Origin of the sequence: Paenibacillus provencensis, from assembly GCF_042678545.1 — a bacterium.
Classification (GTDB): domain Bacteria; phylum Bacillota; class Bacilli; order Paenibacillales; family Paenibacillaceae; genus Paenibacillus; species Paenibacillus provencensis.
Genome location: NZ_JBHTKX010000001.1, coordinates 2,999,691 through 3,025,083, shown reverse-complemented (window position 1 = coordinate 3,025,083; position 25,393 = coordinate 2,999,691). Strand labels below are relative to the sequence as shown.

Sequence of the window (25,393 nt, the reverse complement as noted above, 5' to 3'; positions counted from 1 at the left end):
GTGAGAATGACTTATTAATGCAAGAGAGGGAGACCGCCGATATGATCGGAGGTTTCCCTCTTTTGTTCTTGATTCTTATTATAATTTATATAGGACGGGTTCCAATTCTCGCGATGCCTCTGGTGGATTTTGTCAAGAAGGCAAGGGTGTGTTCTTTGAACTCGCTCTGAGGCAAATGATCAATGGCATCTTGAGCAAGGGCAAGCGTCAAGTTCTTGCGGAACAGGAGGGAATGAATCTGCTTGATCATTCGAATGTCCTCCCCTGACATACCTTTGCGTCTTAAGCCGATGAGGTTGATGCCGTAGATTCTGGCATGATCTCCACTGGCAAGGGAATAGGGGACAATATCTTGAGTGACACAGCTCCCGACTCCAATCATGGAATAGGCGCCAATCTTGCAATATTGGTGAACACCAACCAAGCCCCCAAGCGTTACATCGTCTTCGACCTCCACATGACCTGCGATCTGCACACTGTTGGAAATGACGATATGATTCCCCAGGACAACATCATGCGCGACATGAACATAGTTCATAATAAAATTATGATTCCCTACCCTTGTTACTCCGCCGCCGGAACCTGTTCCTTTGGCAATGGTTGCATACTCTCGTATTGTATTGTGATCCCCAATGATCAGCTGTGTTTTCTCTCCGCTATATTTAAGGTCCTGAGGAGGGGAGCCGATAATGGCGCCCTGGTATACATGATTGTGTTCACCGAGTGTGGTATTAGCGCCGATTCGAACATGGCTTTCAATGATACATCCATTTCCTATCCTTACGTGTTCTTCTATGATGCAATAAGGCCCGATCTCGACTTGATCTCCAATAACAGCGGTAGGATGAATGATAGCAGTTGGATGAACCGTTACCGTTGGGAGAGACATGGTTTATTCCTCCTTTGTCAGCTTCTTCATGCTCTTCTCTAAGGAGTCTATTTGTGTGCTGATTTGCTTCAGTGTATCTGGCAGGCGCTCAATAGCGGCTTGCTTTCTCATTTGTTCATGATGAGGACGGGCGTAATAACCCGATACGAGGGATTGTGCAGGTAAGTTCTTCGTTATATTTGTCTTGCCCAGAATCGTAGCGTTATCCCCGATCGTCAGATGACCAACAACCGCAGATCCGCCGGCCAGAACAACATGGTCTCCAATAGAAGCAGAACCCGCAATAGCTGTGGTACCTGCGATAATACAGTGTTTGCCAATGTGGACGTTATGAGCGATTTGGACCAGATTGTCGATCTTCGTTCCTCTTTCAATAATGGTGGCATCGATTGTTCCGCGGTCTATTGTTGTGTTGGCACCGATCTCGACTTCGTCATGGATGACGACATTGCCGACATGAGGAATTTTTACATGCTGCTCCCCATCCCATTCATAACCGAATCCATCACCGCCGATAACTGCACCCGAATGAATAATGACGTTGCTGCCGATATGCGTATCTCTCAGAATCGTGACATGAGGATGAATGATGCAATGATCTCCAATCGTAACATTCTCGCCAATATAGGAGTTCGAGGAGATGAGCGTGCCCGCGCCAATCGAGACGTTTTCTTTGACAACGGTACCTTCATCAATCTGTGTGCCCTCCCCGGCTCTGAGAGAACAATCGACCATAGAGGAAGAAATTAGACCGTTCGCTCTGGTACTTTGTTGGAACATGTTCATGACATGTATGAAGGCCAGCCTTGGATTCTTTACCTGGATGACAGGCAGGTGCGAATCGGTAAACGTCTCGGGAACTACGATGGCTGAGGCGTGGCATTCGTTTAGTTTATTTTTATTTTTCTCCGTTACATAGGTGATTTGTCCACTTTGTGCACTTGATAAGGAAGAGATGCTATGTATGGTCACTTCTCCGTCACCGATTAACACTCCATTCAGTTCCTGTGCAATGGCTCTTAGCGTATATTCCATCTTTGCTTTCTCCTCTGGTAGTTATCTTTAATGAAGACTATTCATAATCTCTCGTGCCAAAAGTGTGTTCAGACGGTGGGAAGTCCGCACACCTTTAATTTGTGCTAGAAAAGGAGGCGCCAGTGCCAAATCACCAATCACATCTAACAGCTTATGACGAGCAAATTCATCCGGGTAACGCAAGTTAGACAGAATTTGATTGTTTCCGATGAGTACGGCATTGTCCATGGATGCGCCTTGGATTAGACCTTTGCTTTTTAGGGCGTTTACTTCTTGTTCAAATCCGAAGGTGCGTGCCGGAGAAATTTCACTTCGATAATCGTGGATGCCAGGGTTGAAATAAGCAGTTTGATTCGTCAAAAAGGGAAGCTCATGATCGTTCATAAACCGGATCTCATAACTTATCTCTTCAGAAGGAAGTGCTTCCAGATACGAATGGCCGAGCTGTACTTGGACGGCTTTGGTTAAGCGCATGTATGTCTTGAGGGCATGCTGTTCTACGAGTTCGGTCTCGGCGATTCTGTCGCTGATCATTGCAGAACTGCCGTCAAGAACCGGGATTTCTTCACCATCCGTTTCGATGATTGCATTATCAACTCCCATGCCGCGAAGGGCTGACAGGACATGCTCGACCATCGAAATGGAATAGTGATGTTCATTAGTGAGCTGTGTACAACGATCGGTCGATGATACATTATACGGCACTGCGCTGATGATCTCGGCAGGGGTTAGATCTGTTCTTCTGAAGTGGATTCCACTGTCAGCTGGAGCAGGATGCAACGTCATTGATGCCGAAATTCCGCTGTGCAGGGTAATGCTGTTCAGTTCAATAGCATGGGCAAGTGTTCGCTGATTCACCATTACATTCTCCTTTCTATTAGAATATTATAGATTAATTCTCGAATATTGGAAAATATTGCATGTCTTTTCAGCAACATTTCATAGATGAAAAACACTGATTTTTGAACAATAAACTCTGTTATTTGGATGGTGATACGGGAAAGGCATAACTATAATTTGGGATGGCTGATCACTATTTGGATGAAGAGGTGTTGAGATGGCATATTTCAGTATAGGACTGTTCAAAAAGATCGCTCTGACAGGAATGAGTGTTGTCTTGATCGCTACAGGAGGAATTGCATTTGCAGCTAATGATATAAACAGGAAGGGGGAGCCGAGTATGGAACGTCGTATACAAATGGAATATCTGGATCGCGGGCTTATCGCTGTACCTGCCAATAACGGAGTATTTTTGAGCTGGAGACTGCTTGCCAACGAGGCAACAGGGAGTAATGAAACGGGACTCACGGGTACGGACTTCCATATATACCGGGACGGCAAAAGGATTGCCCAAGTGAGCGACAGTACGAATTATCTTGATCCAGCAGGTGAGACAGACTCCCGCTATTACGTATCTGCCGTCGTGAAGGGCAAAGAAGTCGATCAGAGTGAGGCCGTTATTCCGTGGGGGAATTCATATTATGATCTTCCGATCCAGAAGCCGCAAGACGGTATTACACCTGCAGGTGAAGCCTACACTTATTCAGCTAACGACATGAGTGTAGGAGACGTGGATGGGGACGGCAAGATCGAGTATTTTGTAAAATGGGAGCCGAGTAATGCGAAGGACGTCTCCCAAGTCGGCTATACAGGCAACACTTATATTGACGCTTATACTTATGAAGGCAGACTGCTGTATCGCATTGATCTGGGTGTGAATATTCGGTCCGGAGCGCATTATACCCAGTTTCTTGTATATGACTTCGATGGGGATGGTAAAGCCGAGCTCATGTTCAAGACTGCCCCAGGCACGAAGGTTCTTCGTTACGATGATCAGGGAGATGTCGTGTCCGAGCGCTATATAACGATGTTGAAGGAAGATCTTGCCGCGGGCTACTCGAATGGAGATGATTATAGACTTAGCAGCGAGGGCTACTATGAACATATCGTAGATATGTTCATGAACTGGCATGAATATGAGGAGGTCATAGATGGCAGCTGGCCGCAAACGCTGGAGGAAGCCTTCGGAATTGCTCCAGCATATGACTATCCGCTGTCCCGGGAGGATGCAGGCCATCTTGCTGATCACTTCATGGATGTATTTGCTCCCTCCAAGGATGCTAACCGGAATAAATTCCGTCAATTTGAAGGGTTCATTTTGTCGGGTCCAGAGTATTTAAGCGTATTTGAAGGAGAGAGCGGAGCGGAACTTCAGACTATTCGTTACAAGCCAGGCCGGTATGATGACGGACTGCGCTGGGGAGATTACGCGATGAACCGGATCGAGCCGGGCAACCGGGTAGATCGTTTTCTCTCCGGCGTAGCTTATTTGGACGGAGAACAACCCTATGCGGTATTCGCGAGAGGCTATTATACCCGGACAACACTGGTCTCTTACAGCTGGGATGGGGAGAATCTGAACGAGTATTGGTACGTTGACAGCGGCTGGACACCGATGACGAATCCGTTCAGAGATGGTCCACATGGAAGACCAGGTACGGATCCGGAGTATGGGCAGATTACTACACAAGGAGCCCATTCACTCAGCGTAGCGGATGTGGATGGTGACGGCAAGCAGGAGATTGTATATGGCTCGGCTACCATTGATCATGATGGCTCTGTTTTATCTAATGCGTCGGCTGTAATGCCGCCGCAAAGTGCCAATCCTGGAGTTGTCGCGGGCTTGGGACATGGAGATGCACTTCATGTAGCCAATATTGATCCATCTCGTGAAGGGCTTGAAGTGTATATGGTGCATGAAGGAGGAGCGTATGCTCCGTATGGATACGCACTTAGAGATGCGAAGACCGCTGAGGTTATCTACGGTGCTTATACCGGACGTGATACAGGCCGCGGTATGATTGGAGATGTGGATCCGGATCATCCGGGACTTGAAACATGGGCCGTAGGACTGTATACAGCAGCGGGTCAGAAGATTAGTGACACGGCCCCGGGTACCAATATGAGCATCAAATGGTCCAAGGATATGACGACCCAGCTCATTAACGGATCATTAGAGAATACGCCGACCATTGACGATTGGAAAAAAGGAACGGTGCTGATCGCAGAAGGAACCCGTACGAATAATCACACAAAAGGCACGCCGTCTCTTGTGGCGGATGTCTTTGGAGATTGGCGGGAAGAAATGTTAGTCCGTACTGCCGATAGCAGCGCCATCCGTATTTATTCGAATACGGAAGTGACAAGTCACAAGCTGCACACCCTGCTGCATGATCCGCAATATCGTGCAGGTGTAGCTACGCAGAATACAGGCTATAACCAGCCTGTGTATACGAGTTACTATTTTGCATCCGATATGGATTTTGCTCAGGTGAAGCTACCAAATCTGTCGATCGCAGGGCTGCTGCCTGTGCTGGAGCATTTACATGATCAATATGTGGAAGAAGGGGATTTGTCAGGAGCTGTGGTGAAGCAGTTGGCAAATACACTTAAGCAGGCGGTGCATCACTATGACAGAGGGGCGTATGAGCAAGCATCTTCGTTTCTAGACAAATATATTTCGCAGCTGGATAAGCGAGACGGCAAGGACAAGATCAGCGAGCGAGCAAGACTGAATCTCACTCATCATGCCAAGCTGTTGATCGATGAATTGAAGCAGAAATAACGAAGTGAATATGTCACATACCCCATGGATTGGAATGGATAGTCGTGTCTATTCCAACTCATGGGTTTTTTTTATTGAAATAGATTTGACTCAATCTTAAGGGGATACGATGCTGAAGCTGGACCTTTTCCAACAGATTTCAACAAATTTCTTCGATGCAGTGGCGTAATCTCTCATCCTATGTTATGATGTTTTCATTCTGCTAATATGGTAGCGGACTAAAGCGTTTGAAATTGATTCATTCAATTTATCTATCGTAGCTTAAATTATATACATCTAGTGGAGGGAAACACGTGAAAAAGTCAGCATGGATAGTCATGATAAGTATGTTCGTTCTTGTTCTGAGCGCTTGCTCAACAAGCGGACAAGATGAGAATACGCTCGTCATCGGGATTGATGACAAGTTTGCACCGATGGGATTCCGTGATGAGAGTAATGACATTGTCGGATTTGATATTGATTATGCAACCGCAGCAGCCGAGAAGATGGGCAAGGAAGTAGAGTTCCAGCCAATTGACTGGTCTTCCAAGGAATCGGAGCTAAGCAGTGGACGCATTGATCTGATCTGGAATGGTTATACCATTACGGATGAGCGCAAAGAGAAGGTGCTGTTCACTAAGCCTTATATGGCGAACAGCCAGGTAGCCGTTGTGCTCTCCGATTCGCCGCTTGCTTCATTAGAAGAGCTTGAAGGGAAGAATATCGGATTACAGAAGCTCTCCTCCGCATCCGATGCACTGAGTGCGCATCCGATTAACGAGAAGGTCGGTACCGTATCGGAATTCCCGGATAACGTGCTTGCCCTGAGTGATCTGAAGAGCGGCAGATTGGATGCCGTTATTATAGATGAGGTCGTAGCGAAGTATTACATGTCTCTCGAAGAAGGGACTTATAAGCTGCTGGACGAATCACTGGCTCCTGAAGAATATGGGATCGGTGTGAAAAAAGGAAGTGAAGCGCTCCTGAATGAGCTGCAAAGTGCTCTTGATGAGCTGAGTGAGGATGGAACCGCAGCAAGCATCTCCGAGAAATGGTTTGGAGAGAACAAAGTATTAAACTAGGTAACGACAAGGATATAAATATTTGCTGGAAACCGGGTGATGGTTTATCCCGGTTTCTTTTACTTCAAGATTTTGTATAAAATCCATTATCCGGATTGTAGGAGTCGAAGATAACGATGAGTTTAGAATATTTGTGGAGTATTACGCTGCCCATGCTTGAAGGGGCAAGAACGACCGTGCTGCTATTTTTAACAGCCATTATATTATCTATACCGCTTGGATTCGGCGTTACTTTAATGGCGAACAGCCGATTTAAGCCGGTTTCTGCTATCGCGCACAGCTATATATACATCATGCGTGGAACGCCGCTGCTGCTTCAACTGCTGTTCTTCTGTTATGGCCTGCCCATGCTTCCGGTTATCGGAGAGTACCTGGTACTGGATCGTGCCGTTGCAGCCGGCATTGCTTTCGTACTGAATTACGCTGCGTATTTCGCAGAGATATTCAGAGGCGGGCTGCTGTCAATTGATAAAGGTCAGTATGAAGCTTCACAGGTGCTTGGGTTAAGTAAATGGCAGACAATGACAAGAGTGATTCTTCCTCAGATGATTCGGGTTGTGCTTCCATCGACGGCGAACGAATCCATTACCTTGGTCAAAGATACCGCCCTTCTATATGCGGTTGCTGTTCCTGAGGTATTGCACTTTGCACAGACAGCAGTTAATCGGGATGCGACCATTATGCCTTTTGCCGTGGCGGCTGTCATCTACCTGCTGATGACGCTTGTGCTTACGATCTTCTTTAAAGCGCTGGAGAAGCGGTTTCGGTTCGAATAAACTTTAAAAGGAATGTCTCGTGATGACAAATATGATAGAAGTAGTGAATCTGCAAAAATCGTTTGGTGATCTGCAGGTATTAAAAAAAGTAGACTTTGATGTATCGCCTGGTGAAGTCATTGCTGTGATCGGGCCGTCGGGCTCGGGCAAGAGTACTATGCTTCGCAGCCTGGTTAACCTCGAATCTGTCAATGACGGAACGATACGCATCGGGGGAGAGTCACTCGTGAGCGAAGGCAAATATGTGAGTCCGCCTGAAATCAAAAGAATTACATCCCGAATGGGTATGGTATTTCAGCACTTCAATCTGTTCCCGCATCTGACGGTTCAAGGGAATCTGGAGCTCGCTCCCAAAATGGTCAAGAAGGAGAATGCCGCTGCCATTAAACCACGTGTGGCTGACCTGCTGGCTAAGGTGGGGTTGTCGGATAAAGCGAATGTGTATCCGGCAAGCCTGTCCGGCGGACAAAAGCAGCGTGTTGCAATTGCTCGGGCACTGATGATGAATCCGGAAATTCTCCTGTTCGATGAGCCTACATCGGCGCTTGATCCCGAGCTTACCGGAGAAGTGCTGAGGGTCATCCGCAAGCTGGCTGAAGAGAGCATGACGATGATCATTGTTACGCATGAGATGAATTTTGCGAGAGACGTCGCTGATCGTGTTATCTTTATGGACCAAGGGGAGATTGCCGAAGCGGGTACACCGGAGCAAATCTTCGGGAATCCCCAGCTTGAACGGACGAAGGCATTTCTTATGCGAAGTGAGTAACTTGCAGTAAGCTGTGATATGGACCAGGATTTTTGCATAAATTTGATTTATTAAGTGAAGTATAGTCGAAAATAACCTTTGCTCTGGCGAGCAAAGGTTATTTTTATAATTGAGGGGCTGAACGAAGAGGACAAGGTTAACGTGTCCTAAATATTAAGAATGCTGGAGGGGCTGCTTTGTACCTTTTGAAGCAGGTCTTCTTAGACCCAAATGCTCCCGAAGTGTGTTTCCTGTATACTCTTTCCGAAATGAATTTCTACGCTGAAGCTCCGGGACGACAAGATCGACAAAGTCTGTTAATCCTCCGGGCAGATAAGGGGCCATAACGTTAAATCCGTCAGCAGCACCGCCGTGAAACCAAGCTTCCAGCTGATCTGCAATCTGAACTGGCGTTCCTTTGATGCTCCAATGACCGCGCGCCCCGGCGATGTGCTGGTACAGCTGGCGAATGGTGTAGCCTTCCCGGTCAGCGATGTCTTTGAGGAGAAGGAAACGGCTCTTCTGACCATTGATTTGCGAGAGATCAGGAAGCTCAGGCAAGGGACCATCTATAGAATAGGGGGAGAGGTCGTAGCTGATCAGGCCCGATAACAGTGCTACACCGACAGTAGGGTGGATCAGCTCTTTCAGCTTCGATTCGAGTTCATCGGCTTCTTCTTCGGTTCTTCCAATGATGGGGAACACGCCAGGCATAATCTTCACATCCTCAGCAGTTCTGCCATAGTGCTGCAGCCGGCCTTTAACATCCGTGTAAAACTGCTTGGCTTCATCAAATGTCTGCCATGCGGTAAAGATCGCCTCCGCGTACTGTGCGGCAAAATCCCGGCCAGACTCCGAGGCTCCGGCTTGAATGATGACAGGGTTGCCCTGCGGAGGGCGGGAAATATTCAGCGGTCCCTGCACCTGAAACCATTCTCCCTTGTGGTCGAGGGACCTTATCTTATCTGGAGCAGAGAACACTCCCGATTCTTTGTCTTTAACAACCGCATCGTCATCCCATGTGTCCCACAGGCCGGATACGACATCTATGAATTCTTTGGCACGATCATATCTCAGCTCATGAAGCAGATGATTTTCTTTCCCAAAATTCAAGGCTTCAATTTCACTGCCAGAGGTAACCACATTCCAGCCTGCCCGACCATGGCTGAGATGATCCAGGGAGGCAAACTTGCGAGCAACGTGATAAGGCTCGTTGTAGGTGGTGGACACGGTGGCTGCCAGCCCAATGCGGTCTGTAACAGCAGATAGAGCAGATAGTAATGTCAGCGGCTCAAATGTAGCATTAACCGCTCGGCCTTCTATTTGTTTGTTTCCTTTTGCGGCAAGACTGTCTGCCAGAAACACCATATCAAATTTACCACGCTCTGCCGTTTGGGCGAGCTCCTTGTAAAACGATAAATTCAGCACACCATTAACATCAGCATCGGGATGGCGCCATGCAGCCACATGATGACCTGGGACCATCAGAAAGGCACCTAGCTTCATTTCTCTCTTGGACATACGCTGCCTCCTCCTGACAACCAAAAAAAGCCGAAGATCAGGCCCTCCTCTTGAATAGAGTAAGGGATGATCTCCGGCTGTCCGGTTGAATAGTATATATTCCGAGTGGAATAGTAACAAATTGATTACGAGCATAATAACATGGGTATCTGAAATTTGGCAACTACTTTTTGTCCGGTTTAGATTCTTCCTCGTCCTTCTCATCACTGACAAGATCGCGAGCAGATGATTTGAACTCGAATAACGTCCGGCCTACGGCACGTCCAAGCTCAGGTAATCTGGAAGGTCCGAACAAGATCAGGACCAGCACCAGGATCATAATAATTCCGGTTATTCCGATATTCTGGAACATAATATACCCTCCTCATGCAGCAATGGATTTATTTTTTGGGAAATACAGCCACTGCCTCAATTTCGATCAGCCAATCAGAGCTTACGAGACTGGCCACACCAACGGTAGAGCGAGCAGGCTTGATTGGATTTTTGTCGTTGTTGAAAAATTCACCGTAGGCTTCATTCCAGCCGGCATAATCAAATTTGCCTTCTTTGGCAGCATCTGCTGTCAGGTAGGCGCGAAGATAGACAACATCCTTCATAGAGAGCCCCTGCTCCTCAAGCTGCTTCTCAATGGATGCCAGAACACCGGCCGCCTGTGTCTTGGTGTCTCCGTAACGCTCGTATACGGTCTTGCCTTCCTTATTCAGTACGGGTGGCACGGTTCCACTCGTGTACAGATAGGCAGCCCCTTCTGGCACAATGACACCGCCTGAGATACTGGAGCTGGGGTTACCGTAGAAGACGGTGCCATTGTCTGGTAATGCGGCCTGTGCTGGTGCGGACTCAGCAACCGATACCGTTCCTTGGACTACAATAGGGGCTTTATCTGCTGCATAAGCGGTTGCGCTTAAGCTAGTCATTAATACAGCCGCGAGCGTCAGACTTTTTATTTTCTTGTTCATCATAAACTGCTGCCTCCTCTGGACATCAAATGATAAGTTGATTTAAATACTCTGTTACCAATCATTCCTGTGATAACTGGAGCTGCACGCCATGAATTATGCTTTCATGACACGCTGATGAATATCGTTAACGACAGCTCTCGCGGAATCAATGGCCCCGGCCTGCCACGCTACGATATGACTGATATGATCTCCTGCAAGGTAGATGCGGTTGTCAGGCTGGCAGAGGGTCTTGTAAATTCCTGCACGCTCCTCGGCGTTATAGGATACCCATGCCCCTTCTTGGTATTTGATTTTTTTCCAGTCAATCGAGAAGGAATTCTCAAAATCGGTCTTGTATTGAGGATGGATTTTGGAGCCTTGATTCAGCGCATGATGTTCCCGTTCTATGTAGCTCATACTGCCGAGCTTGTCCGCGTTAGCGCCGGTTACATAGTAACCTAGAAGAATGCCTTTCTTGCCAAAGTAATCTGTAGGAGGATAGTAGATTTGGGTGATGTCCATATTGGTCAGGCTGTTACCGCCGAAGAGCAGCTCATCTTCTTCCCAAAATCTGCGTTTAAATTGCAGGCCGATCTTACCGGCAGATGCATATCTTGCATTCTGGATCGCGCTCTTCATGGAGGAAGAGAAATCACCTGGAATATTACGAAGAACGGAGAGGGGGATTGTACAGATACAGTAGTCTCCGGTAATTTCCTGCTCCTTTCTGTTCTGGGTGAAGCGGACCCGCACACCATCTGCGGATTGGCGAATTTCGGTTACAGGAGCATTCAGCTTAACCCGGTTGCCAAGACGTTTCTCAAAACCCTTCACAATCATATCCATACCGCCGACAGGATGGAACATCATCATTTGCTGGTCATAACCATATTCGTTGCTGAAATAATTACCGAATCCGGATTGAAGGATGGCTTTGAGATCGAATGGATCTCTTACAACGCCTGCATCCAGGCGGCTTCCAGGCTCTTCTTTATATCCACCGCGGGAAGATCCACGGTAGAACAGGTCGGCATTCAGATCCCCTTCCCGTCTAAGATATTCAACCAGCTTTTCTTTTTCCTCCGGTGTAATAGGGAGATCAAGAGCAGACTGATTGACAGCCTTGGCGAGCATTTCGGAGACATAACCGCGTACATCGGCTTTGGCTGCACGCTTGGTAATTTTTTGTCCAGAGAGTGCTCCTACATTTTCGTTGTAATAATAGCCGCTGTCGTTCACATTGTTGAAGGGTTCAATCGGGATGTTGAACTCCCTGCAATATTCGAGAGTGGAATGAAACTGGGGAATCCGCATTGGCCCGGCATTGAAGTACAGGTCACTGCCGAATTGGGAATATTGACGCGTTCCACCGATTTCCTGATTGGTGGTTCCTTTGCGAATGCTCCAATTCCGTCCGCCCGCAAAAGGCTTGGCTTCCAGCACTGTACACTGATATCCGGCTTTGCCAAGCTCATAGGCTGCAGTTAATCCTGCGATGCCGGCACCAAGAATAATGATCTTTTTGCCGTTTCGATTGCTCAGCGCAAGGTCGTTCTTCCCAGGAGGTGTATAATCCTGTGCTTTCATCGTTTCTGGAGAGAGAAGACCCAGGTTGCCCATTAGACTAAAGACGGCTAGAGAACCCCCGACTTTGCCAACTGTGGATAGAAATTGTCTTCTCGTCATGTCCTGAGGCCGTTCGGAGCTGCTCATTCTACACTTCATCTCCCTATGTACGTATTTAGTATTTAGAACCTTTGTGGAGAAGATATTAGCAGACAATGAGCATAGCTGTCTCAATTTTTGTCAGGAAATCTAACACACTTTTTTATTGTTTGTAAAATCTATTGAATTTTGTTCGGAAAATCCTTAAAATTGTTGCCATAATGATTGTTAGTATCATAGACAGCTGAATACTCTGCTTAATCCGTTCATTGAATATAGTTTCAGGAGGAGATACTCCAGCATTATGGCAAGTATTCTAACATAAGGGGTGTTTGTGATGAATGATCAAATTATGAGCATTGGCATGGTGAAAGAATTAACCGGGTTATCGGAGAGACAAATTCGTTACTATGAGGAGAAGCAGCTTGTCTTTCCGGCACGAACGAAAGGGGGAAGTCGAAGATATTCTTTTGAGGATGTTAAGAAAATACAAGAAATTCATCGGAAGCTGAAGGAGGGATATAATACCTACGAACTTAAGATCAAGAATAGACGGCAGAGCAGCGTAATTTAAATTTTCGGCAGCAATTCAGATTTACAGCCGCTTTTTTCCACTATTCGACAGCAATCTTCACATTCATAGTATATAATGCACTTATCTATACTGCGATATTTCAATACAGGCATAGGGGAGTGCAAAAACGATTGTTAATCCATCGACTCAAGTTAATTTTCTTTCCGATTAGCTGCATGCTAATTATTATCGCATCTTCTATTTTGGGTCAGAACGCGCATCGTTTGTGTGCCATGATTGTTGTCAGCATTCTGCTGCTGTTATCCGTTGCACTGGATCATAAGTACCCGCGGTTCCTGTGGGTTCAGCTGATTTTGCTCGGGATTTTTCAATACATCACCCAGCTGAACTGGTGTGTGCTGCTGTATTACATTATGATCATGACAATCTTCGATAAGAAGCAATCCTACAAGAAAACACTGCCTGTCTCTGTACTGCTGATTCTGCAGTATACGATTATTCGTTTAAGTTATGTTCCTATCAGTGCGTACAATATCCTTGTTACTATTTTTGACTTTCTAACCTTGATCTTTATAGTTTTTCTATTTCATTACGTCATTCGTGCCGAAACAGAGAAGCAGCTCCTTCGCGATAAGAATGACTATCTTACCACCCACGATCCGCTAACCGGCCTTCTCAATTACCTTGGTTATATGAACCAAATACAAGCCTTGATATCCAAAAAAGTTCCTTTTTATTTAATTCTGCTAGATCTGCAAAATTTCAAATCTTTTAATCATGATGGATTGGAGAGCGGGAACGAGGCGCTCATTAATCTGGGACAGGCACTTACCAGCACTTTCCCAAACGCGTATGGTGTTTCCAGATATGCAGGTGATCGTTATGCCTTGCTGCTGCCAACCGAATATTATATGCCGGATCATATCGGTGCTTTATTGGAGATGGATACGATTGGCTATCAAGTGTCATACAGCATTGTCACCCATCCGGAGGAGAGTGCGGATCACAATCAACTCATTATGAAGGCGGAGGATAAGCTGTTTCAGATAAGGCGGGAGCAGTGGCTTCAGCGGGAGGAGGATTTGTTCAGATCGGAGAAGATGAAGGTCGTTGGTGAGCTGGCGGCGGGAATGGCTCACGAGGTGCGTAATCCGCTTACTGCGATTCGGGGATTTGTGCAGCTGTCCAAGATTCAGTCCTACAACATCAAGCCCTGGTATGAGGTGATTATGAATGAAATTACGAGAGTAACGGAGCTGACCGCCGAATTTCTCCAGTTTTCCAAGCCGCATGCGAGCAATATGAGGTCGGAGTCTCTGACGGTATGCATTGAAAGGGTTATTTCCTTGTCTGAGTCAGACGCTACCTCACGAGGACATCAGCTTACTTTGGAGATTGAGGACGATGCGATGTACATCTATATGGATCGAGACAAGATTGTTCAAGTGCTGCTTAATCTCGTACGCAATGCACTTGAGGCGATGGAGATTCCTGGTGAAGTGAAGATTCACGTGAGCCGAGCCGATAGTAAAGCCGTTATCCAGATTCAAGATACCGGAACGGGAATAGCACCCGACCAGCTGCATCAGATCTTTAATCCCTTCTATACGACCAAGGAGGATGGAACAGGACTCGGTCTGTCTCTCTGCCAGAAGATCTCTCAGGATCATAAAGGCTCCATTACGGTCCATAGTGTGCTGGGAGAGGGGTCAACGTTTCAATTGATATTGCCTGTATTGTTAGATGGTAATGAGGTTGCTGATCCTGATCATCTATTGCAATAAGAAAGAAGCCTGACGGGGATAGCCGTACAGGCTTCTTCTAGCTGTGCTCGATGAATCTGGATGCAACTTACGTGTATAAGCCGAGCTTGAGGAGAGAACAAGCAGATCCGTAGTTCATTGTATTTAGCTTCTCAATTTCTCAAAGTCCATCTCCGGTACGAGACCTTCTCCAGCAGCACGCCCCAAGAGCGCCTCAATTGCTCCAAAGCCTTCCTCGCCCAGATTTCTTGTAAATTCATTCACGTAGAGATTAATATGCTGCTGTGCAACTGCCGGATCCATTTCCTGTGCATGAGAGAGGATATACTCTCTGGATTGTTCGGGATGCTTCCATCCATAATCAATGGAGGCTTGAATCCAAGCTGTGATCTCGGCTGGATCAAGGCTGCGGCGGGCGACGATGGCACCGAGTGGAATCGGAAGTTTCGTATCTGCCTCCCACCAGGTCCCCATATCTGCCATCAATGTGAGACCGTAGGATGGGTATGTGAATCTAGCTTCATGAATGACAAGCCCTGCATCGACCTTGCCATCTCGAACAGCAGGCATAATTTGATCAAACGGCATAACCACGATTTCTCCGATGCCGTCAGGTACATTCTTTGCAGCCCATAGTCGGAACAGGAGATAGGCGGTTGAGCGCTCGCTTGGAACGGCAATTCTTTTTCCTGCGAGATCCTCTGGGCTCGTATTCTGATGGGCGGTCAATACCAACGGGCCATTGCCTCTGCCAAGGGCACCGCCGCATGGAATGAGACGATATTCATCTGAGAGCCACGGCAGTGCGGCATAAGAGATTTTAAGAATATCATAGTCGCTGGGCTTCGTAACAAGTGTATTTGTCACATCGATATCTGCGTATGTAACTGTGAAGTCCGGTGTGTTCGCGATCTGCCCATGGACTAAGGCATGAAAGACGAAAGTATCGTTGGGACAAGGGGAATAAACAATATTCATATTATAAAACCTCCGATAATTGATGACTGACTGTTGTGAGAGCCTGCAGTGCTTCGGGAATTCGCCACGCCTCCCGGTCACGCGGACCAACGGCGTTAGAGATCGCTCTGATCTCGAGTACAGGTACATTCAAATAGCTTGCGGCAGCGGCAACACCATAGCCTTCCATGGATTCTGCGTAAGCTTCAGGGACACGTCTTAACAATTCCTGCGCGGTTTGAGCTGTTCCCGTTGTGGTCGAAACCGTGATGATGGGGCCGCAGTGCACAGTTACATCCGTTGATTCTTGCAGGACAGAATGTATGGAGCGGATGGCACCGGGGTCCGCGATAACACGTGAATTGCCAAATCCAAGCTCGTCCACACTGCGGAATCCTTCCGCTGTCTCGGAGCCCAGATCTGCTTGTATGATTTCTGTAGAGATAACGATCTCTCCGAGTTCGGCCCGCCCAGGGAAACCTCCGCCAATTCCTGCATTAATAACCAACTTGTATGAAGCAGAAGCCAGTGCTGCTGCAGTTGCTGCCGCGGCTGACGCCGGACCGGCTCCTCCTGCAATGACATGAAAATGCTCGGGGACTTTGAGGCCGTCCTCTATAGCCTTTCGCTCCGCCTCAACAGCCGTAACGATTAAGATTCGAGATGACATGATGTACAGCTCAGCTCCTTTTTATTGATGACATTCGAGTCAGATGTTTAGTGAGAATATGACCATCTGTTTCAGTATACCATTTTTACGAAAGCGACCGATTACACTCCATTGAACAAAAAGATTGACAGTTTCATATCCAACTGTATTATAAGTAATAGTACAGTTAATTCAGTGCCATGATCCAACCTTGATCCAATCGACTCTTTATTCCATGGATCTTGATCACATATGAAGGAGGAATCCGATGTTTGAATTGGACGTGCGCAGCCGTAAACCGATATACGAGCAGTTAGTAGAACGAATTAAGGAGTTGATTATGTTGGAGATGCTGCAGCCTGATAAGCAGCTGCCTTCCGTAAGGCATTTATCAGCCGAGCTTACAGTCAATCCGAATACGATTCAGAAGGCTTATCGTGAGCTGGAGCGGGACGGCTATATTTATTCTCTGCCAGGGAAGGGGAGTTTTGTCGCTAAGGTAGAGCACAGACCTGTTGATCAAAGAAAACAAGAGCTTAGGCTGGAAATACATAAGCTGTTTACTGAAGCGATCTATTTGGGTCTGACTGAAGATGAAATACAGGGAATCTATCAGAAGGCTCAGCAGGATCGTCTTTCGGATAGCGGTAAGGGGGAAGAGAAGCATGATTGAAGTGTCAGGAGTAACAAAACTATTTGAGACAGAGGCAGCTGTGAATCATCTGTCCCTTACCGTCCGGAAAGGCTCGATATTTGGTCTCTTGGGATCGAACGGAGCAGGAAAGACGACGCTGCTAAAAACAATGGCCGGAATCTATAAGCCTGATAAAGGCAGTGTGACCATTGACGGCACAGCGGTTTACGAGAATACCCAGCTAAAGAGCCGAATGATCTTTATGTCCGATATTCCTTATTTCTTTCCTCATACTTCGATTCGCCAAATGGCTGTTTTCTATAAGAGGATGTACCCTCATTGGAACGAAGAACGCTTCCGTCAGCTGGAATTGGTATTCAAGCTGGATCTTACGCGTAAGCTGAGCCGAATGTCTAAAGGGATGCAGCGTCAGGCAGCCTTTATGCTCGCTCTTAGCTGTATGCCGGATGTACTGCTGCTGGACGAGCCTATTGATGGGCTTGACCCGGTCATGCGCAGGATGATCAAAAACTTATTGTTCCAGGAAGCAGCCGAGCGAGGGCTGACCGCCGTTATCTCATCCCATAATCTAAGGGAAATTGAGGACATGTGCGATCATATCGGAATTATGCATAACGGAATGCTCATGGTGGAGAAGGATCTGGATGATCTGAAGGCGGATACGCACAAGATTCAGGTCGCTTTTCGAGATCACCGCCATGAGGAGAGCCTGTCAAACCAGGTTCGTATTCTTCATGGGGAGAAACGGGGCAGTGTGGAAATTTATATCGTGAAAGGCAATGAGCAGGAAGTGAAGGAAGCATTCAAGGCTTATGATCCCTATTTGCTTGATATGCTGCCGCTGACGCTGGAAGAGATCTTTATTTATGAAATGGAGGACGCTGGCTATGACATCCATCCGATTATTCTTTAACCGGGGAGTGATTCTTCAAGATCTGAAGCAGCATGGATGGATTGGAATATTGTATCTGCTTGCCCTGTCCTTCTTGCTGCCATTTGTTATGCTGCTTCAGCCTGTTAGTGGAGGTCAGGGTAGAGAGATTGATTCATTGCTTGAGGTTTCAGAGGGCTTGCCGCTTAATCTGCTGCTGATTTTTCCGATCTTCACCGTAAGCTTTATATTTCGATATTTGCATCGTAAGGCACCGTCCGATTTATATCACAGCTTGCCGATTACACGAAACCAGCTGCTCACCTCTCATTTGTTCAGTGCGCTGATTCTCTTGTTGTTACCCGTGTGGGTGATCGCTGCTATAATCGCATTAATACGTCCTTATGCAAGTAATCACTATATATATGAGCTGTCCATCGTATGGGAGTGGGCGGGAATGTCTACGGTATTCACTCTTTTCCTGTGCGGACTCACGGTCCTGCTTGCTGTAAGTCTTGGACAAACGATCCTCCAGCTGATTGTAACCTATGGTCTGCTCCTGACCCCGGCCTGGATCCTAGTGCTTGGTGTCATACATCTGGACAGATTTCTGTTCGGCTTCTCTAGAGAATATTATGAAATGGGATATAGCACCGGATTTGAACTGGGTACCATTTCACCATTCTTGAGGCTGACAGGGCTGTCGGGCGAACCATTTGGCATGCGAGAGATGCTTGTATACTTCCTGTTAGGCGTTGTATTGATATTACTTAGCTATATACTGTATCGAAAAAGGGATGCGGCTGCCTCGGGCCAGGCAATAGTCTATCCGTTCATGACGTTGCTGTTCCGTTTGCTCGTTATGCTGTTTATTTCTATGGCGTTTGGAGCGTACCTGTCTGAGGTCAATAGATATGACAACGGAGGTTTAATGTTCGGTCATGTAATCGGCGGCATTCTGGGATGTCTCATTGCCGAGATGGTCGTCCGTAAGACTTGGCTGATATGGAACAGGCGTACGCTCGCAAGCTCAATCGGATACAGCCTGCTGCTGCTGTTGCTGCTCTATCTGCCCGTAGCCAATATAGATGGCTTTGAAACTCGTGTTCCTAAGGCGGCGGACGTCAAAGGTGTCGCTGTATCTGAGCATTTTAATAATCTCATGGATACGGATAAGGTTAATCAAATGCAGATTCCAGCGAAGCTGACCAGCGAGAGCTTCAGTCAGTATCCTGCCTATATTGAAGCGGTCCTTCAACTGCATCAAGATCTTATAAGTCAATATGAAGCAGGTGAAATTTCTGAGCGGACCTCAGACTATTCAAGAAAATTAATAATTGCTTATGAGCTTACCAACGGGAGTAAAATGGTCCGTGAGTATGTGCTGGAAGAAGGACAGCTGGAGAACAGTCTGAGAAAGGTTATGGAGCATGAAGAGTATAAGAAGCAATATGTTCAGAATAGCCTAATGGAAGATGATACATTAAGAATTACAATTACAAACTGGGAGACGGGTAAGAAAGTTACGATTACGGATCCAGCAGACATCAAGGAATTTAAAAGCATATTACTCAAGGAAATTATGGCCATGAGCTATGAGGAACAGCTTGAGATGGGGAACAGCTGGGCATACATCGAGTTAACGAGTTCTCGTTTGCGTTACGGGAGCTATCAAAATCAAGAATGGAGCAAATCCTATGAGGAGCTGGAAGCCTGGATGGAAGAGAAGGGCCTTGCTGATCAAGCGAGGATGGTTCCTTCCGATATCCGTGAGATGACCATTACGAGAAATATTACAAACACCGGTTTTTCCGGCAGCCATGATGATATGGAATTGCACCAGAAATATTATGAACATATGACACGGCTATCAGGACAAACGAAAGTGACTGAAGAGGAAAGTCAGTGGGATGTTCTGAAAAATAGAACTGACATTTCTGTTCTTGATAGTTACAATCTCGATACCCCATATCTCGTCAAGATTAAGTTGAATTCAGGAGAAATATTTATTAATGGTATGGGGCATTTTCCTGAGGGCATGTAGAGTACACTCCTTGACGCTGTATGGAAAATAAAGTATATATGAATAGATCCTAATTGAATTTGAACGTCTTATGAGGAAGAACCCGTAAGGACAGGCATGATGCCTATTCTTGCGGGTTTTTTGTGTTCATCGTTTCATCTTCAGGATCGGAGAAAATAATTCAGGTGAGAAGGGAGAATGAACGAACGTGAACATGTCTAGTGAAATTCAAACACAAGGAGTCAGGAAGGGGAGAGTGCTAACCACATTGTGGAAAAAAGGCGGGCTGCTGCTCGCATCGATCAGCTTGACGCTGACGCTTGCTGTACCTTCGGCTCTTGCCGCAGGTTTCGAATTGTCCATTACGGGCAAGAAGATGCTGGATCAAACCGTATCGTCTTCGGGGTCATCCATGTCGTCCGCGCTGCGTAAGCAAGAAAGCAGGATACAGAGCCTTCATCAGCAGGATCAATCCCTTGATCAGCAGATCCGAGCGATCTATTATGCGAATAAGGAATCGGAAACCAGACTGCTTGAACGACTCAGACAGCATGAGGCTGCACAGATTGATAAATTAACACAGGAAGTGACGAGCACGAAGAAACGATATGAACCGCTGTTTGCACTCTATACATCACTAAACAAGGAGCTGACCCTTGTAAGAAAGCTGAAGAACAAGAATCTGACAGCTGCGGTAAAATCTCAGGTAGATACAACGAAGGTCGCGGTTACGCTCGCAAGAGAAGATATCAAGCGCAAACAGGACAAGCTGACAGCGGCCAAAAAGGCAAGAGATGCCGAGGTCAAGAAGGTGAGAACAGCACTTGCTGAGAAGAATCCAGTCCAAGTACAGATTAGAGCGGCGAAGAGCAATATATCTGCAGCGAAGAAACGGTTCACCCAGGAAATGAAGAACTTTAATGTGGTGGTCAAGAAGAAGGAGGGTACAGCTGTGCTGACCTCAATTACCGCATTAAGCACCATTGCAGAGGACATTGTAAGACAAAAGGGAGAGCAATATAAACTGGAGGTAAAAGTGAAACAGGTGATTACAGGAGCGGGGAAGCTGCTCTAATACTCCTCATACCAAATTTATTTTAAAGCTGTTACAAGCAGGGCTGCACGTCATACATCACAATTCATGAAGAAGTAGTGACGATGTGCAGCCTTGCCTGTCGGCTTTGACAACCCGTTAATGTTAAATATCTAAGAATGAGAAGTCTGTGGTTAGATCACGAGCTTATTTGTGTTCGTCAAACCAGCGGACGATATGATTCAAGCGTTTGACACGCAGACCTGGATGTCCACCGCGGGACAGCTCATGGCTTGATTTAGGGAACCGAATGAACTGTGTCTCCTTGCCAAGCCGTTTCAGTGCGATGAAGAGCTGCTCTGCCTGTTCAATAGGACACCGATGATCCTCTTCGCCGTGGAGAATCAGGAGCGGTGTTTCCACTTGCTCAACATATGCCAGTGGAGAATGCTTCCACAGCAGCTCTGTATTCTTCCATGCGTCGCCGCCAATTTGATCTTCTGTGAAGAAGAATCCGATATCGCTCACACCGTAGAAGGAGATCCAGTTGGAGATGGAACGCTGTGTAACGGCTGCTTTGAACCGGTTCGTATGTCCAACAATCCAGTTGGTCATAAATCCACCGTAGCTGCCGCCCGTTACGAAGAGCTGGGATTCATCGACAAAATCATATGCAGACAGCACATGATCAACAGCTTCCATTAGATCCGCATAATCTCTGCCACCGTAATCTCCCCGCACGGCATTAACAAATTCCTGGCTGTATCCGTGACCGCCGCGTGGATTCGTATAAATGACTGCATAGCCCCTGGCAGCCAGCAGCTGAAATTCCAGCATGAACGTAAATCCATACATCGCATGAGGACCGCCGTGGATTTCGAGCACGGTCGGAACCTTGGTACCGCTAGGCGTTCCTGCCGGTTTCATTACCCAGCCTTGAATATTCTCCCCGTCAGATGCCGTATAGTAGAACTCTTCAGGCAGGATGACCTCGACCTCTTCAAGGAATGCATCATTATGCTGTGTAAGTCTGCTCTCCAGCTTCGATTGGGTATCGAGGAGGAACAAATCTCCCGGCTGAGCTGGATCGGCAGCGGCAAGGATGAATTGCCCGTTAGAGCCTTGCTCAAATTGATAGATGTCTCGCTTGCCTTGCGAGATCCATTCATAGCCTGAACCATCTGCTGCGAACTTCGCTAGGTGCACGCCGCCTTCTCGCGAGACGAGGCTGTATACCGACTCACTATCCTCACTGAATACAGGTCCATTAGAACGAGTACCGGATCTCATGTCACTTACCATGGAGTTACTGAGCTGGAGATCATATGATTTCGTTACGGATAACCATTCACCATCCTCTACGGGGCGAATGAAGAGATTCACTTGAGTCGCATTGTGATGAGAACGATCGCTTCCAAAGATGGCAAGCTTCTTGCCATCGGGAGAGTAGCTGACGGCATACACAGTCCATTCGGAGGAGGTAAGTTTACGACGATTTCCCCCACTGCTGTTTATGACGTAGACGTCGTTGATCAGACTGAGATCCGGGTCTGTATCGTCTTCTGGTATTTTCGCAACGAAGGCGATATGCTCCCCGTCCGGTGACCAACAGAAATCTCCGATGTCATAGTCTCCGCCTGTTAGTGGAGCTGGGGCATCTGATCCTAATTGTTGTATGTATAGATGAGATCTGCGTCCGTTCCAGCGGCCTGACCCGTCTGCTTTATACCGAATACGATCAATAATTTCTTCTTCCAGTGGCTTCTTCTGATCCACAGATTCTTGCCGGGCTTTCTTTGAATCTTCTACATCTGCTTCATTAGATGACACTGCATCGATTTGAGTACGAAATAACAGCTTGCTGCTGTCCGGTGACCAGGCAAACCCGCTTACGCCATGCTCAGCATGGGTAATGACCTGTGCCTCACCGCCATTAGCAGGGATGACCCAGATCTGTGGCTTGTCTTTATGGTTACGCAAAAAAGCAAGCTTCCTTCCATCGGGAGACCAGACCGGATGACGGTCCTGTTCACCGCTTGTAAATGCAATATCCTCATGACTTCCAAGCTCAACCATACGGATATGAGAGTTATACCCGTCACGATCCTTGTTAACGGTCTTTGATACATAGGCAACATGCTCACCATTTGGTGAAAGGGATGGATCACTTGTCCACACTAATCGATACAGATCTTCTGCTGTCATGCCTCGTTTATCACTCATACATACAAGCCTCCTATATGCTGGTAATGGAACAGTATTGTCGTTCTTTTCTATCATATCTTAAAGAGTCAAATGACCACAATGTCACTTTAAATGAGAGATTAAGAGTCATGCGGATTGCATAGTCCAGAACAATGTAAATTATTTATAATTAGTGCTGACTTCCCGCTGTTAGTAAAAAAGAGCCTATTCCCATATTGAGATTAGGCTCCAGCTGCGCTATACACTGACCGTGATGGAACGTTCAGCCAGCTTTTTCTTAACTACGGGCATCAGCAGTTGACCTGAAATTTCGGCCTCCTCCAGATGTGGATATCCGGAGAGGATGAAGGAGCTGACACCTGCATCCACAAATTCCAGCAGTCTGTCAGATACCTGCTCTGGTGTTCCGACGAAGGCTACGGCGCCGCCGCCGCGGACGGCAGACAAGCCGGACCATAAGTTAGGTCCAATAATATAGTCCTGCTCCTTCGATTGCTCATACAGATCCATTTGGCGTTTCTGGTTCGTCGCGTCTGTCTTGGCATGAAGCTTCTCCTGACTCTTCAGCTGATCCGGCTCGACCTTGCTTAGAATGTTCCAGGCAGCTGCCCAAGCTTCTTCCTCTGTCTCACGCACGACGAGCTGAGCTCGGATGCCGTAGCGGAGTGACCGTTCCACACCTGTGTTATCTTTTAATTCCGCAAGATGCTGCTCCATCTCGGCAATTTGTCCTTGAATCCATTCGAGGGGCTCAGCCCACATCAAGTAGACATCCGCGCTCTCAGCAGCTACCTTCTTACCGGCAACGGAGCTTCCTCCAAAGTATAGGGGCGGGTTCGGATTCTGCACAGGAGCGGGCTTGCTTACGCCACCTTCGACTGCATAATGCTTGCCTTCATAATTAAACCCTTGTCCGCTGCCATCTTCTCCCCAAACGCCCTTCACCACATCCAGAAATTCCTTCGTTCGTTCATAACGTTCGTCATGGCTTCCATGAAGCGGGTCGCCAGTTGCCTTGAGGTCTTGAGGATAGTGACCTGTGACCACGTTGATGAGCGCACGGCCCCCGGACATTTGATCGAGTGTGGATGCCATGCGTGCTGCAAGTACAGGGGAGATGAGCCCTGGACGCATCGCAATAAGCGGCTTTAGCTTGGTGGTATGCGCTGCAACCCAAGATCCAACGATCCATCCATCCCAGCAATCTCCGCCCGCAGGAATTAGGGTGAACTCGTAGCCTGCTTTCTCAGCAGCTTGTGCAACCTGTACAAAATATTCCTGGGAAGGCTTGCGCTCCAGCTGAGTACCGATATATCTCCCATCCCCATTCGTGGGAATAAACCAACCAAACTCTACGGATTGTGCTGCTATGCTCATTTGTTATGAACTCCTTTCAAGGTATGCTTGCAATATTGTTCATCACTCTATATATTTGGTATAAAAATAATTACTACTAATACGGTAGGAATAGTATAGTAATCAGTTTAACAACCTTGAACGAATTGAACCATATCAATAGAAGGGAATAGGATTTATCATTTTGTGGGTACCGGAGGGGTTAGATGTTTACTAACATGAAGGAAGACGTTCACGAATTTCTAGAGATCCATTTCTTTAATCCCTCGGCGTATGAGAAGGGGAGCGCCGCATGGCCCATTCGTCTGGGGGCTAATGCTGCCAAGCCAGCCTATCACATCGGACCACGGGTAACGCCATACTATTACTTGCTGATGGTGCTGGAAGGCGAGGGGACCTTTATACAGAGCGGCAAGACTTACCCACTTCGCCCCGGGGACTTATTCTGTCTCTTTCCTCAAGTGACGCACGAATATTACACCAATGAGGACAAAACTCTACGTAAAATTTTCTTTGCCTTTGACGGAAAACATGCCCTGTCCTTACTCGCACGGGCAGGTCTTGGGCCATCAAGACCCCATCTGCAGGGAGGGCTCAATGATGAGGCCGTTGAGATCATGAAGTCATGGTTTAATCACTGCCGAATGGAGCTGACAGATTTATCGCGGCTCACCTATCTCCAGAAGGTATTTGACGCGCTTGCTGTGAATGAATCAAGTCTTGCCGAAACCTCCCACAATCCTTCATGGGTGCAGCAGGGGAAAGAGTATTTGGAAATTCATTACGCTGGAGGCATTACCATTAAGAGTGTAGCCGATTACGTTGGCGTTGAGCGCACACATTTTACCAAGAAATTTCACAAAACGTATGGCATATCTCCGATGAAATATATGCAGGAGCTGCGCATGAATGAAGCCAAGCTCCTTCTCACAGGCACAACCTATAAACTGGGAGAGATTGCCCAGTCCGTGGGATATCCTGACCTATTCTCGTTCTCGAAAGCATTCAAGAGTTATGAAGGCGTATCACCGGCTAAATATCGTGAGAAACACACAAAAGGACAAGCTCTGAGGGAATAACCCTTG

Annotated in this window: 22 protein-coding genes; 11 read left to right on the top strand and 11 right to left on the bottom strand. The window is 47.1% G+C overall.

All coding sequences use genetic code 11. The annotated features are described in order from the left end of the window. Nucleotides 1-85: 85 nt before the first annotated feature. Genes lpxA through lpxC form a run of 3 tightly spaced genes read right to left on the bottom strand, consistent with a single transcriptional unit; the run spans nucleotide 86 to nucleotide 2,785 of the window. Nucleotides 86-889, bottom strand: a complete 804-nt coding sequence (gene lpxA / locus ACFQ3J_RS14635; protein ID WP_251582357.1) for an acyl-ACP--UDP-N-acetylglucosamine O-acyltransferase — start codon at nucleotides 887-889, stop codon at nucleotides 86-88. 3 nt (nucleotides 890-892) lie between these two features. Then, complete coding sequence (lpxD, locus tag ACFQ3J_RS14630) at nucleotides 893-1,924, bottom strand: UDP-3-O-(3-hydroxymyristoyl)glucosamine N-acyltransferase (RefSeq protein ID WP_251582355.1); 1,032 nt, start codon at nucleotides 1,922-1,924, stop codon at nucleotides 893-895. Between the two features lie 27 nt (nucleotides 1,925-1,951). After that, complete coding sequence (lpxC, locus tag ACFQ3J_RS14625) at nucleotides 1,952-2,785, bottom strand: UDP-3-O-acyl-N-acetylglucosamine deacetylase (protein WP_251582353.1); 834 nt, start codon at nucleotides 2,783-2,785, stop codon at nucleotides 1,952-1,954. Between the two features lie 196 nt (nucleotides 2,786-2,981). Between lpxC and ACFQ3J_RS14620 the strand changes: the two genes are divergently transcribed. The 4 genes from ACFQ3J_RS14620 (at nucleotide 2,982) to ACFQ3J_RS14605 (ending at nucleotide 8,155) form a co-directional block, all read left to right on the top strand. Next, nucleotides 2,982-5,549 (top strand): rhamnogalacturonan lyase, encoded by a 2,568-nt coding sequence (locus ACFQ3J_RS14620; RefSeq protein WP_379293082.1) that lies wholly within the window; start codon nucleotides 2,982-2,984, stop codon nucleotides 5,547-5,549. A gap of 293 nt (nucleotides 5,550-5,842) precedes the next feature. Beyond that, nucleotides 5,843-6,610 carry an amino acid ABC transporter substrate-binding protein gene (locus tag ACFQ3J_RS14615; RefSeq protein ID WP_251582351.1) on the top strand — a complete coding sequence of 256 codons (768 nt, stop codon included), beginning with the start codon at nucleotides 5,843-5,845 and terminating at the stop codon, nucleotides 6,608-6,610. 116 nt (nucleotides 6,611-6,726) lie between these two features. Then, the gene (locus ACFQ3J_RS14610; protein WP_091153454.1) at nucleotides 6,727-7,386 is read left to right on the top strand and encodes an amino acid ABC transporter permease; all 660 of its coding nucleotides are present in this window, start codon (nucleotides 6,727-6,729) and stop codon (nucleotides 7,384-7,386) included. A gap of 19 nt (nucleotides 7,387-7,405) precedes the next feature. Then, on the top strand, nucleotides 7,406-8,155 hold the full coding sequence (locus ACFQ3J_RS14605; protein WP_311286397.1) for an amino acid ABC transporter ATP-binding protein: 750 nt from the start codon (nucleotides 7,406-7,408) through the stop codon (nucleotides 8,153-8,155). Nucleotides 8,156-8,308: 153 nt separating this feature from the next. Here the strand turns inward: ACFQ3J_RS14605 and ACFQ3J_RS14600 are convergent, their stop codons facing one another. The 4 genes from ACFQ3J_RS14600 to ACFQ3J_RS14585 form a co-directional block, all read right to left on the bottom strand. Continuing rightward, entirely contained in the window at nucleotides 8,309-9,655 is a 1,347-nt protein-coding gene (locus ACFQ3J_RS14600) for an LLM class flavin-dependent oxidoreductase (RefSeq protein WP_251582349.1), read from the bottom strand. Between the two features lie 163 nt (nucleotides 9,656-9,818). Continuing rightward, nucleotides 9,819-10,007, bottom strand: coding sequence for a twin-arginine translocase TatA/TatE family subunit (locus ACFQ3J_RS14595; RefSeq protein ID WP_251582347.1), 189 nt, complete (start codon nucleotides 10,005-10,007; stop codon nucleotides 9,819-9,821). Between the two features lie 28 nt (nucleotides 10,008-10,035). Beyond that, entirely contained in the window at nucleotides 10,036-10,617 is a 582-nt protein-coding gene (locus ACFQ3J_RS14590) for a RidA family protein (RefSeq protein WP_311286394.1), read from the bottom strand. Nucleotides 10,618-10,710: 93 nt separating this feature from the next. Further along, nucleotides 10,711-12,309 (bottom strand): flavin monoamine oxidase family protein, encoded by a 1,599-nt coding sequence (locus ACFQ3J_RS14585; RefSeq protein WP_251582345.1) that lies wholly within the window; start codon nucleotides 12,307-12,309, stop codon nucleotides 10,711-10,713. 289 nt (nucleotides 12,310-12,598) lie between these two features. On the opposite strand from ACFQ3J_RS14585, the gene ACFQ3J_RS14580 reads away from it, so the two are divergent. Together ACFQ3J_RS14580 and ACFQ3J_RS14575 are read left to right on the top strand one after the other, a co-directional pair. Next, nucleotides 12,599-12,835, top strand: coding sequence for a MerR family transcriptional regulator (locus ACFQ3J_RS14580; RefSeq protein ID WP_091153464.1), 237 nt, complete (start codon nucleotides 12,599-12,601; stop codon nucleotides 12,833-12,835). A 131-nt stretch (nucleotides 12,836-12,966) separates the two neighbouring features. Continuing rightward, a complete protein-coding gene (locus tag ACFQ3J_RS14575) occupies nucleotides 12,967-14,580 on the top strand; it encodes a sensor histidine kinase (protein WP_311286393.1) in 1,614 nt (537 codons plus the stop codon). A 123-nt stretch (nucleotides 14,581-14,703) separates the two neighbouring features. On the opposite strand, the gene ACFQ3J_RS14570 is transcribed toward ACFQ3J_RS14575, so the two are convergent. Both ACFQ3J_RS14570 and ACFQ3J_RS14565 read right to left on the bottom strand, forming a co-directional pair. Next, nucleotides 14,704-15,537: a 1,4-dihydroxy-6-naphthoate synthase gene (locus ACFQ3J_RS14570; RefSeq protein WP_251582343.1), complete on the bottom strand. Its 834-nt coding sequence runs from the start codon at nucleotides 15,535-15,537 to the stop codon at nucleotides 14,704-14,706. Between the two features lies 1 nt (nucleotide 15,538). Next, nucleotides 15,539-16,186 carry a futalosine hydrolase gene (locus ACFQ3J_RS14565; RefSeq protein ID WP_091153468.1) on the bottom strand — a complete coding sequence of 216 codons (648 nt, stop codon included), beginning with the start codon at nucleotides 16,184-16,186 and terminating at the stop codon, nucleotides 15,539-15,541. Between the two features lie 247 nt (nucleotides 16,187-16,433). Between ACFQ3J_RS14565 and ACFQ3J_RS14560 the strand changes: the two genes are divergently transcribed. The 4 genes from ACFQ3J_RS14560 to ACFQ3J_RS14545 all read left to right on the top strand — a co-directional run bounded on the left by ACFQ3J_RS14560 (nucleotide 16,434) and on the right by ACFQ3J_RS14545 (nucleotide 20,789). Next, nucleotides 16,434-16,838 carry a GntR family transcriptional regulator gene (locus tag ACFQ3J_RS14560; protein WP_251582341.1) on the top strand — a complete coding sequence of 135 codons (405 nt, stop codon included), beginning with the start codon at nucleotides 16,434-16,436 and terminating at the stop codon, nucleotides 16,836-16,838. After that, nucleotides 16,831-17,733, top strand: a complete 903-nt coding sequence (locus ACFQ3J_RS14555) for an ABC transporter ATP-binding protein (RefSeq protein ID WP_251582339.1) — start codon at nucleotides 16,831-16,833, stop codon at nucleotides 17,731-17,733. The genes ACFQ3J_RS14560 and ACFQ3J_RS14555 overlap by 8 nt, the downstream gene beginning before the upstream one ends. After that, nucleotides 17,708-19,735, top strand: coding sequence for a hypothetical protein (locus ACFQ3J_RS14550; protein ID WP_091153476.1), 2,028 nt, complete (start codon nucleotides 17,708-17,710; stop codon nucleotides 19,733-19,735). Before ACFQ3J_RS14555 ends, ACFQ3J_RS14550 begins: the two co-directional genes overlap by 26 nt. Before the next feature lie 187 nt (nucleotides 19,736-19,922). Beyond that, nucleotides 19,923-20,789: a hypothetical protein gene (locus ACFQ3J_RS14545; protein WP_139236930.1), complete on the top strand. Its 867-nt coding sequence runs from the start codon at nucleotides 19,923-19,925 to the stop codon at nucleotides 20,787-20,789. Nucleotides 20,790-20,954: 165 nt separating this feature from the next. Here the strand turns inward: ACFQ3J_RS14545 and ACFQ3J_RS14540 are convergent, their stop codons facing one another. Continuing rightward, nucleotides 20,955-22,970 carry a S9 family peptidase gene (locus tag ACFQ3J_RS14540; protein ID WP_251582337.1) on the bottom strand — a complete coding sequence of 672 codons (2,016 nt, stop codon included), beginning with the start codon at nucleotides 22,968-22,970 and terminating at the stop codon, nucleotides 20,955-20,957. A 219-nt stretch (nucleotides 22,971-23,189) separates the two neighbouring features. Next, nucleotides 23,190-24,329, bottom strand: a complete 1,140-nt coding sequence (locus ACFQ3J_RS14535; RefSeq protein WP_379293074.1) for an LLM class flavin-dependent oxidoreductase — start codon at nucleotides 24,327-24,329, stop codon at nucleotides 23,190-23,192. A 185-nt stretch (nucleotides 24,330-24,514) separates the two neighbouring features. Between ACFQ3J_RS14535 and ACFQ3J_RS14530 the strand changes: the two genes are divergently transcribed. Further along, nucleotides 24,515-25,387, top strand: coding sequence for an AraC family transcriptional regulator (locus ACFQ3J_RS14530; protein WP_251582333.1), 873 nt, complete (start codon nucleotides 24,515-24,517; stop codon nucleotides 25,385-25,387). Nucleotides 25,388-25,393 lie beyond the last annotated feature (6 nt).

Coding starts and splice junctions, on each gene's coding strand:
- lpxA (WP_251582357.1), bottom strand. CDS start 889: ATGTCTCTCCCAACGGTAACGGTTCATCCAACTGCTATCATTCATCCT.
- lpxD (WP_251582355.1), bottom strand. CDS start 1,924: ATGGAATATACGCTAAGAGCCATTGCACAGGAACTGAATGGAGTGTTA.
- lpxC (WP_251582353.1), bottom strand. CDS start 2,785: ATGGTGAATCAGCGAACACTTGCCCATGCTATTGAACTGAACAGCATT.
- ACFQ3J_RS14620 (WP_379293082.1), top strand. CDS start 2,982: ATGGCATATTTCAGTATAGGACTGTTCAAAAAGATCGCTCTGACAGGA.
- ACFQ3J_RS14610 (WP_091153454.1), top strand. CDS start 6,727: ATGAGTTTAGAATATTTGTGGAGTATTACGCTGCCCATGCTTGAAGGG.
- ACFQ3J_RS14600 (WP_251582349.1), bottom strand. CDS start 9,655: ATGTCCAAGAGAGAAATGAAGCTAGGTGCCTTTCTGATGGTCCCAGGT.
- ACFQ3J_RS14595 (WP_251582347.1), bottom strand. CDS start 10,007: ATGTTCCAGAATATCGGAATAACCGGAATTATTATGATCCTGGTGCTG.
- ACFQ3J_RS14590 (WP_311286394.1), bottom strand. CDS start 10,617: ATGATGAACAAGAAAATAAAAAGTCTGACGCTCGCGGCTGTATTAATG.
- ACFQ3J_RS14585 (WP_251582345.1), bottom strand. CDS start 12,309: ATGAGCAGCTCCGAACGGCCTCAGGACATGACGAGAAGACAATTTCTA.
- ACFQ3J_RS14580 (WP_091153464.1), top strand. CDS start 12,599: ATGAATGATCAAATTATGAGCATTGGCATGGTGAAAGAATTAACCGGG.
- ACFQ3J_RS14570 (WP_251582343.1), bottom strand. CDS start 15,537: ATGAATATTGTTTATTCCCCTTGTCCCAACGATACTTTCGTCTTTCAT.
- ACFQ3J_RS14565 (WP_091153468.1), bottom strand. CDS start 16,186: ATGTCATCTCGAATCTTAATCGTTACGGCTGTTGAGGCGGAGCGAAAG.
- ACFQ3J_RS14560 (WP_251582341.1), top strand. CDS start 16,434: ATGTTTGAATTGGACGTGCGCAGCCGTAAACCGATATACGAGCAGTTA.
- ACFQ3J_RS14555 (WP_251582339.1), top strand. CDS start 16,831: ATGATTGAAGTGTCAGGAGTAACAAAACTATTTGAGACAGAGGCAGCT.
- ACFQ3J_RS14550 (WP_091153476.1), top strand. CDS start 17,708: ATGACATCCATCCGATTATTCTTTAACCGGGGAGTGATTCTTCAAGAT.
- ACFQ3J_RS14540 (WP_251582337.1), bottom strand. CDS start 22,970: ATGAGTGATAAACGAGGCATGACAGCAGAAGATCTGTATCGATTAGTG.
- ACFQ3J_RS14535 (WP_379293074.1), bottom strand. CDS start 24,329: ATGAGCATAGCAGCACAATCCGTAGAGTTTGGTTGGTTTATTCCCACG.
- ACFQ3J_RS14530 (WP_251582333.1), top strand. CDS start 24,515: ATGTTTACTAACATGAAGGAAGACGTTCACGAATTTCTAGAGATCCAT.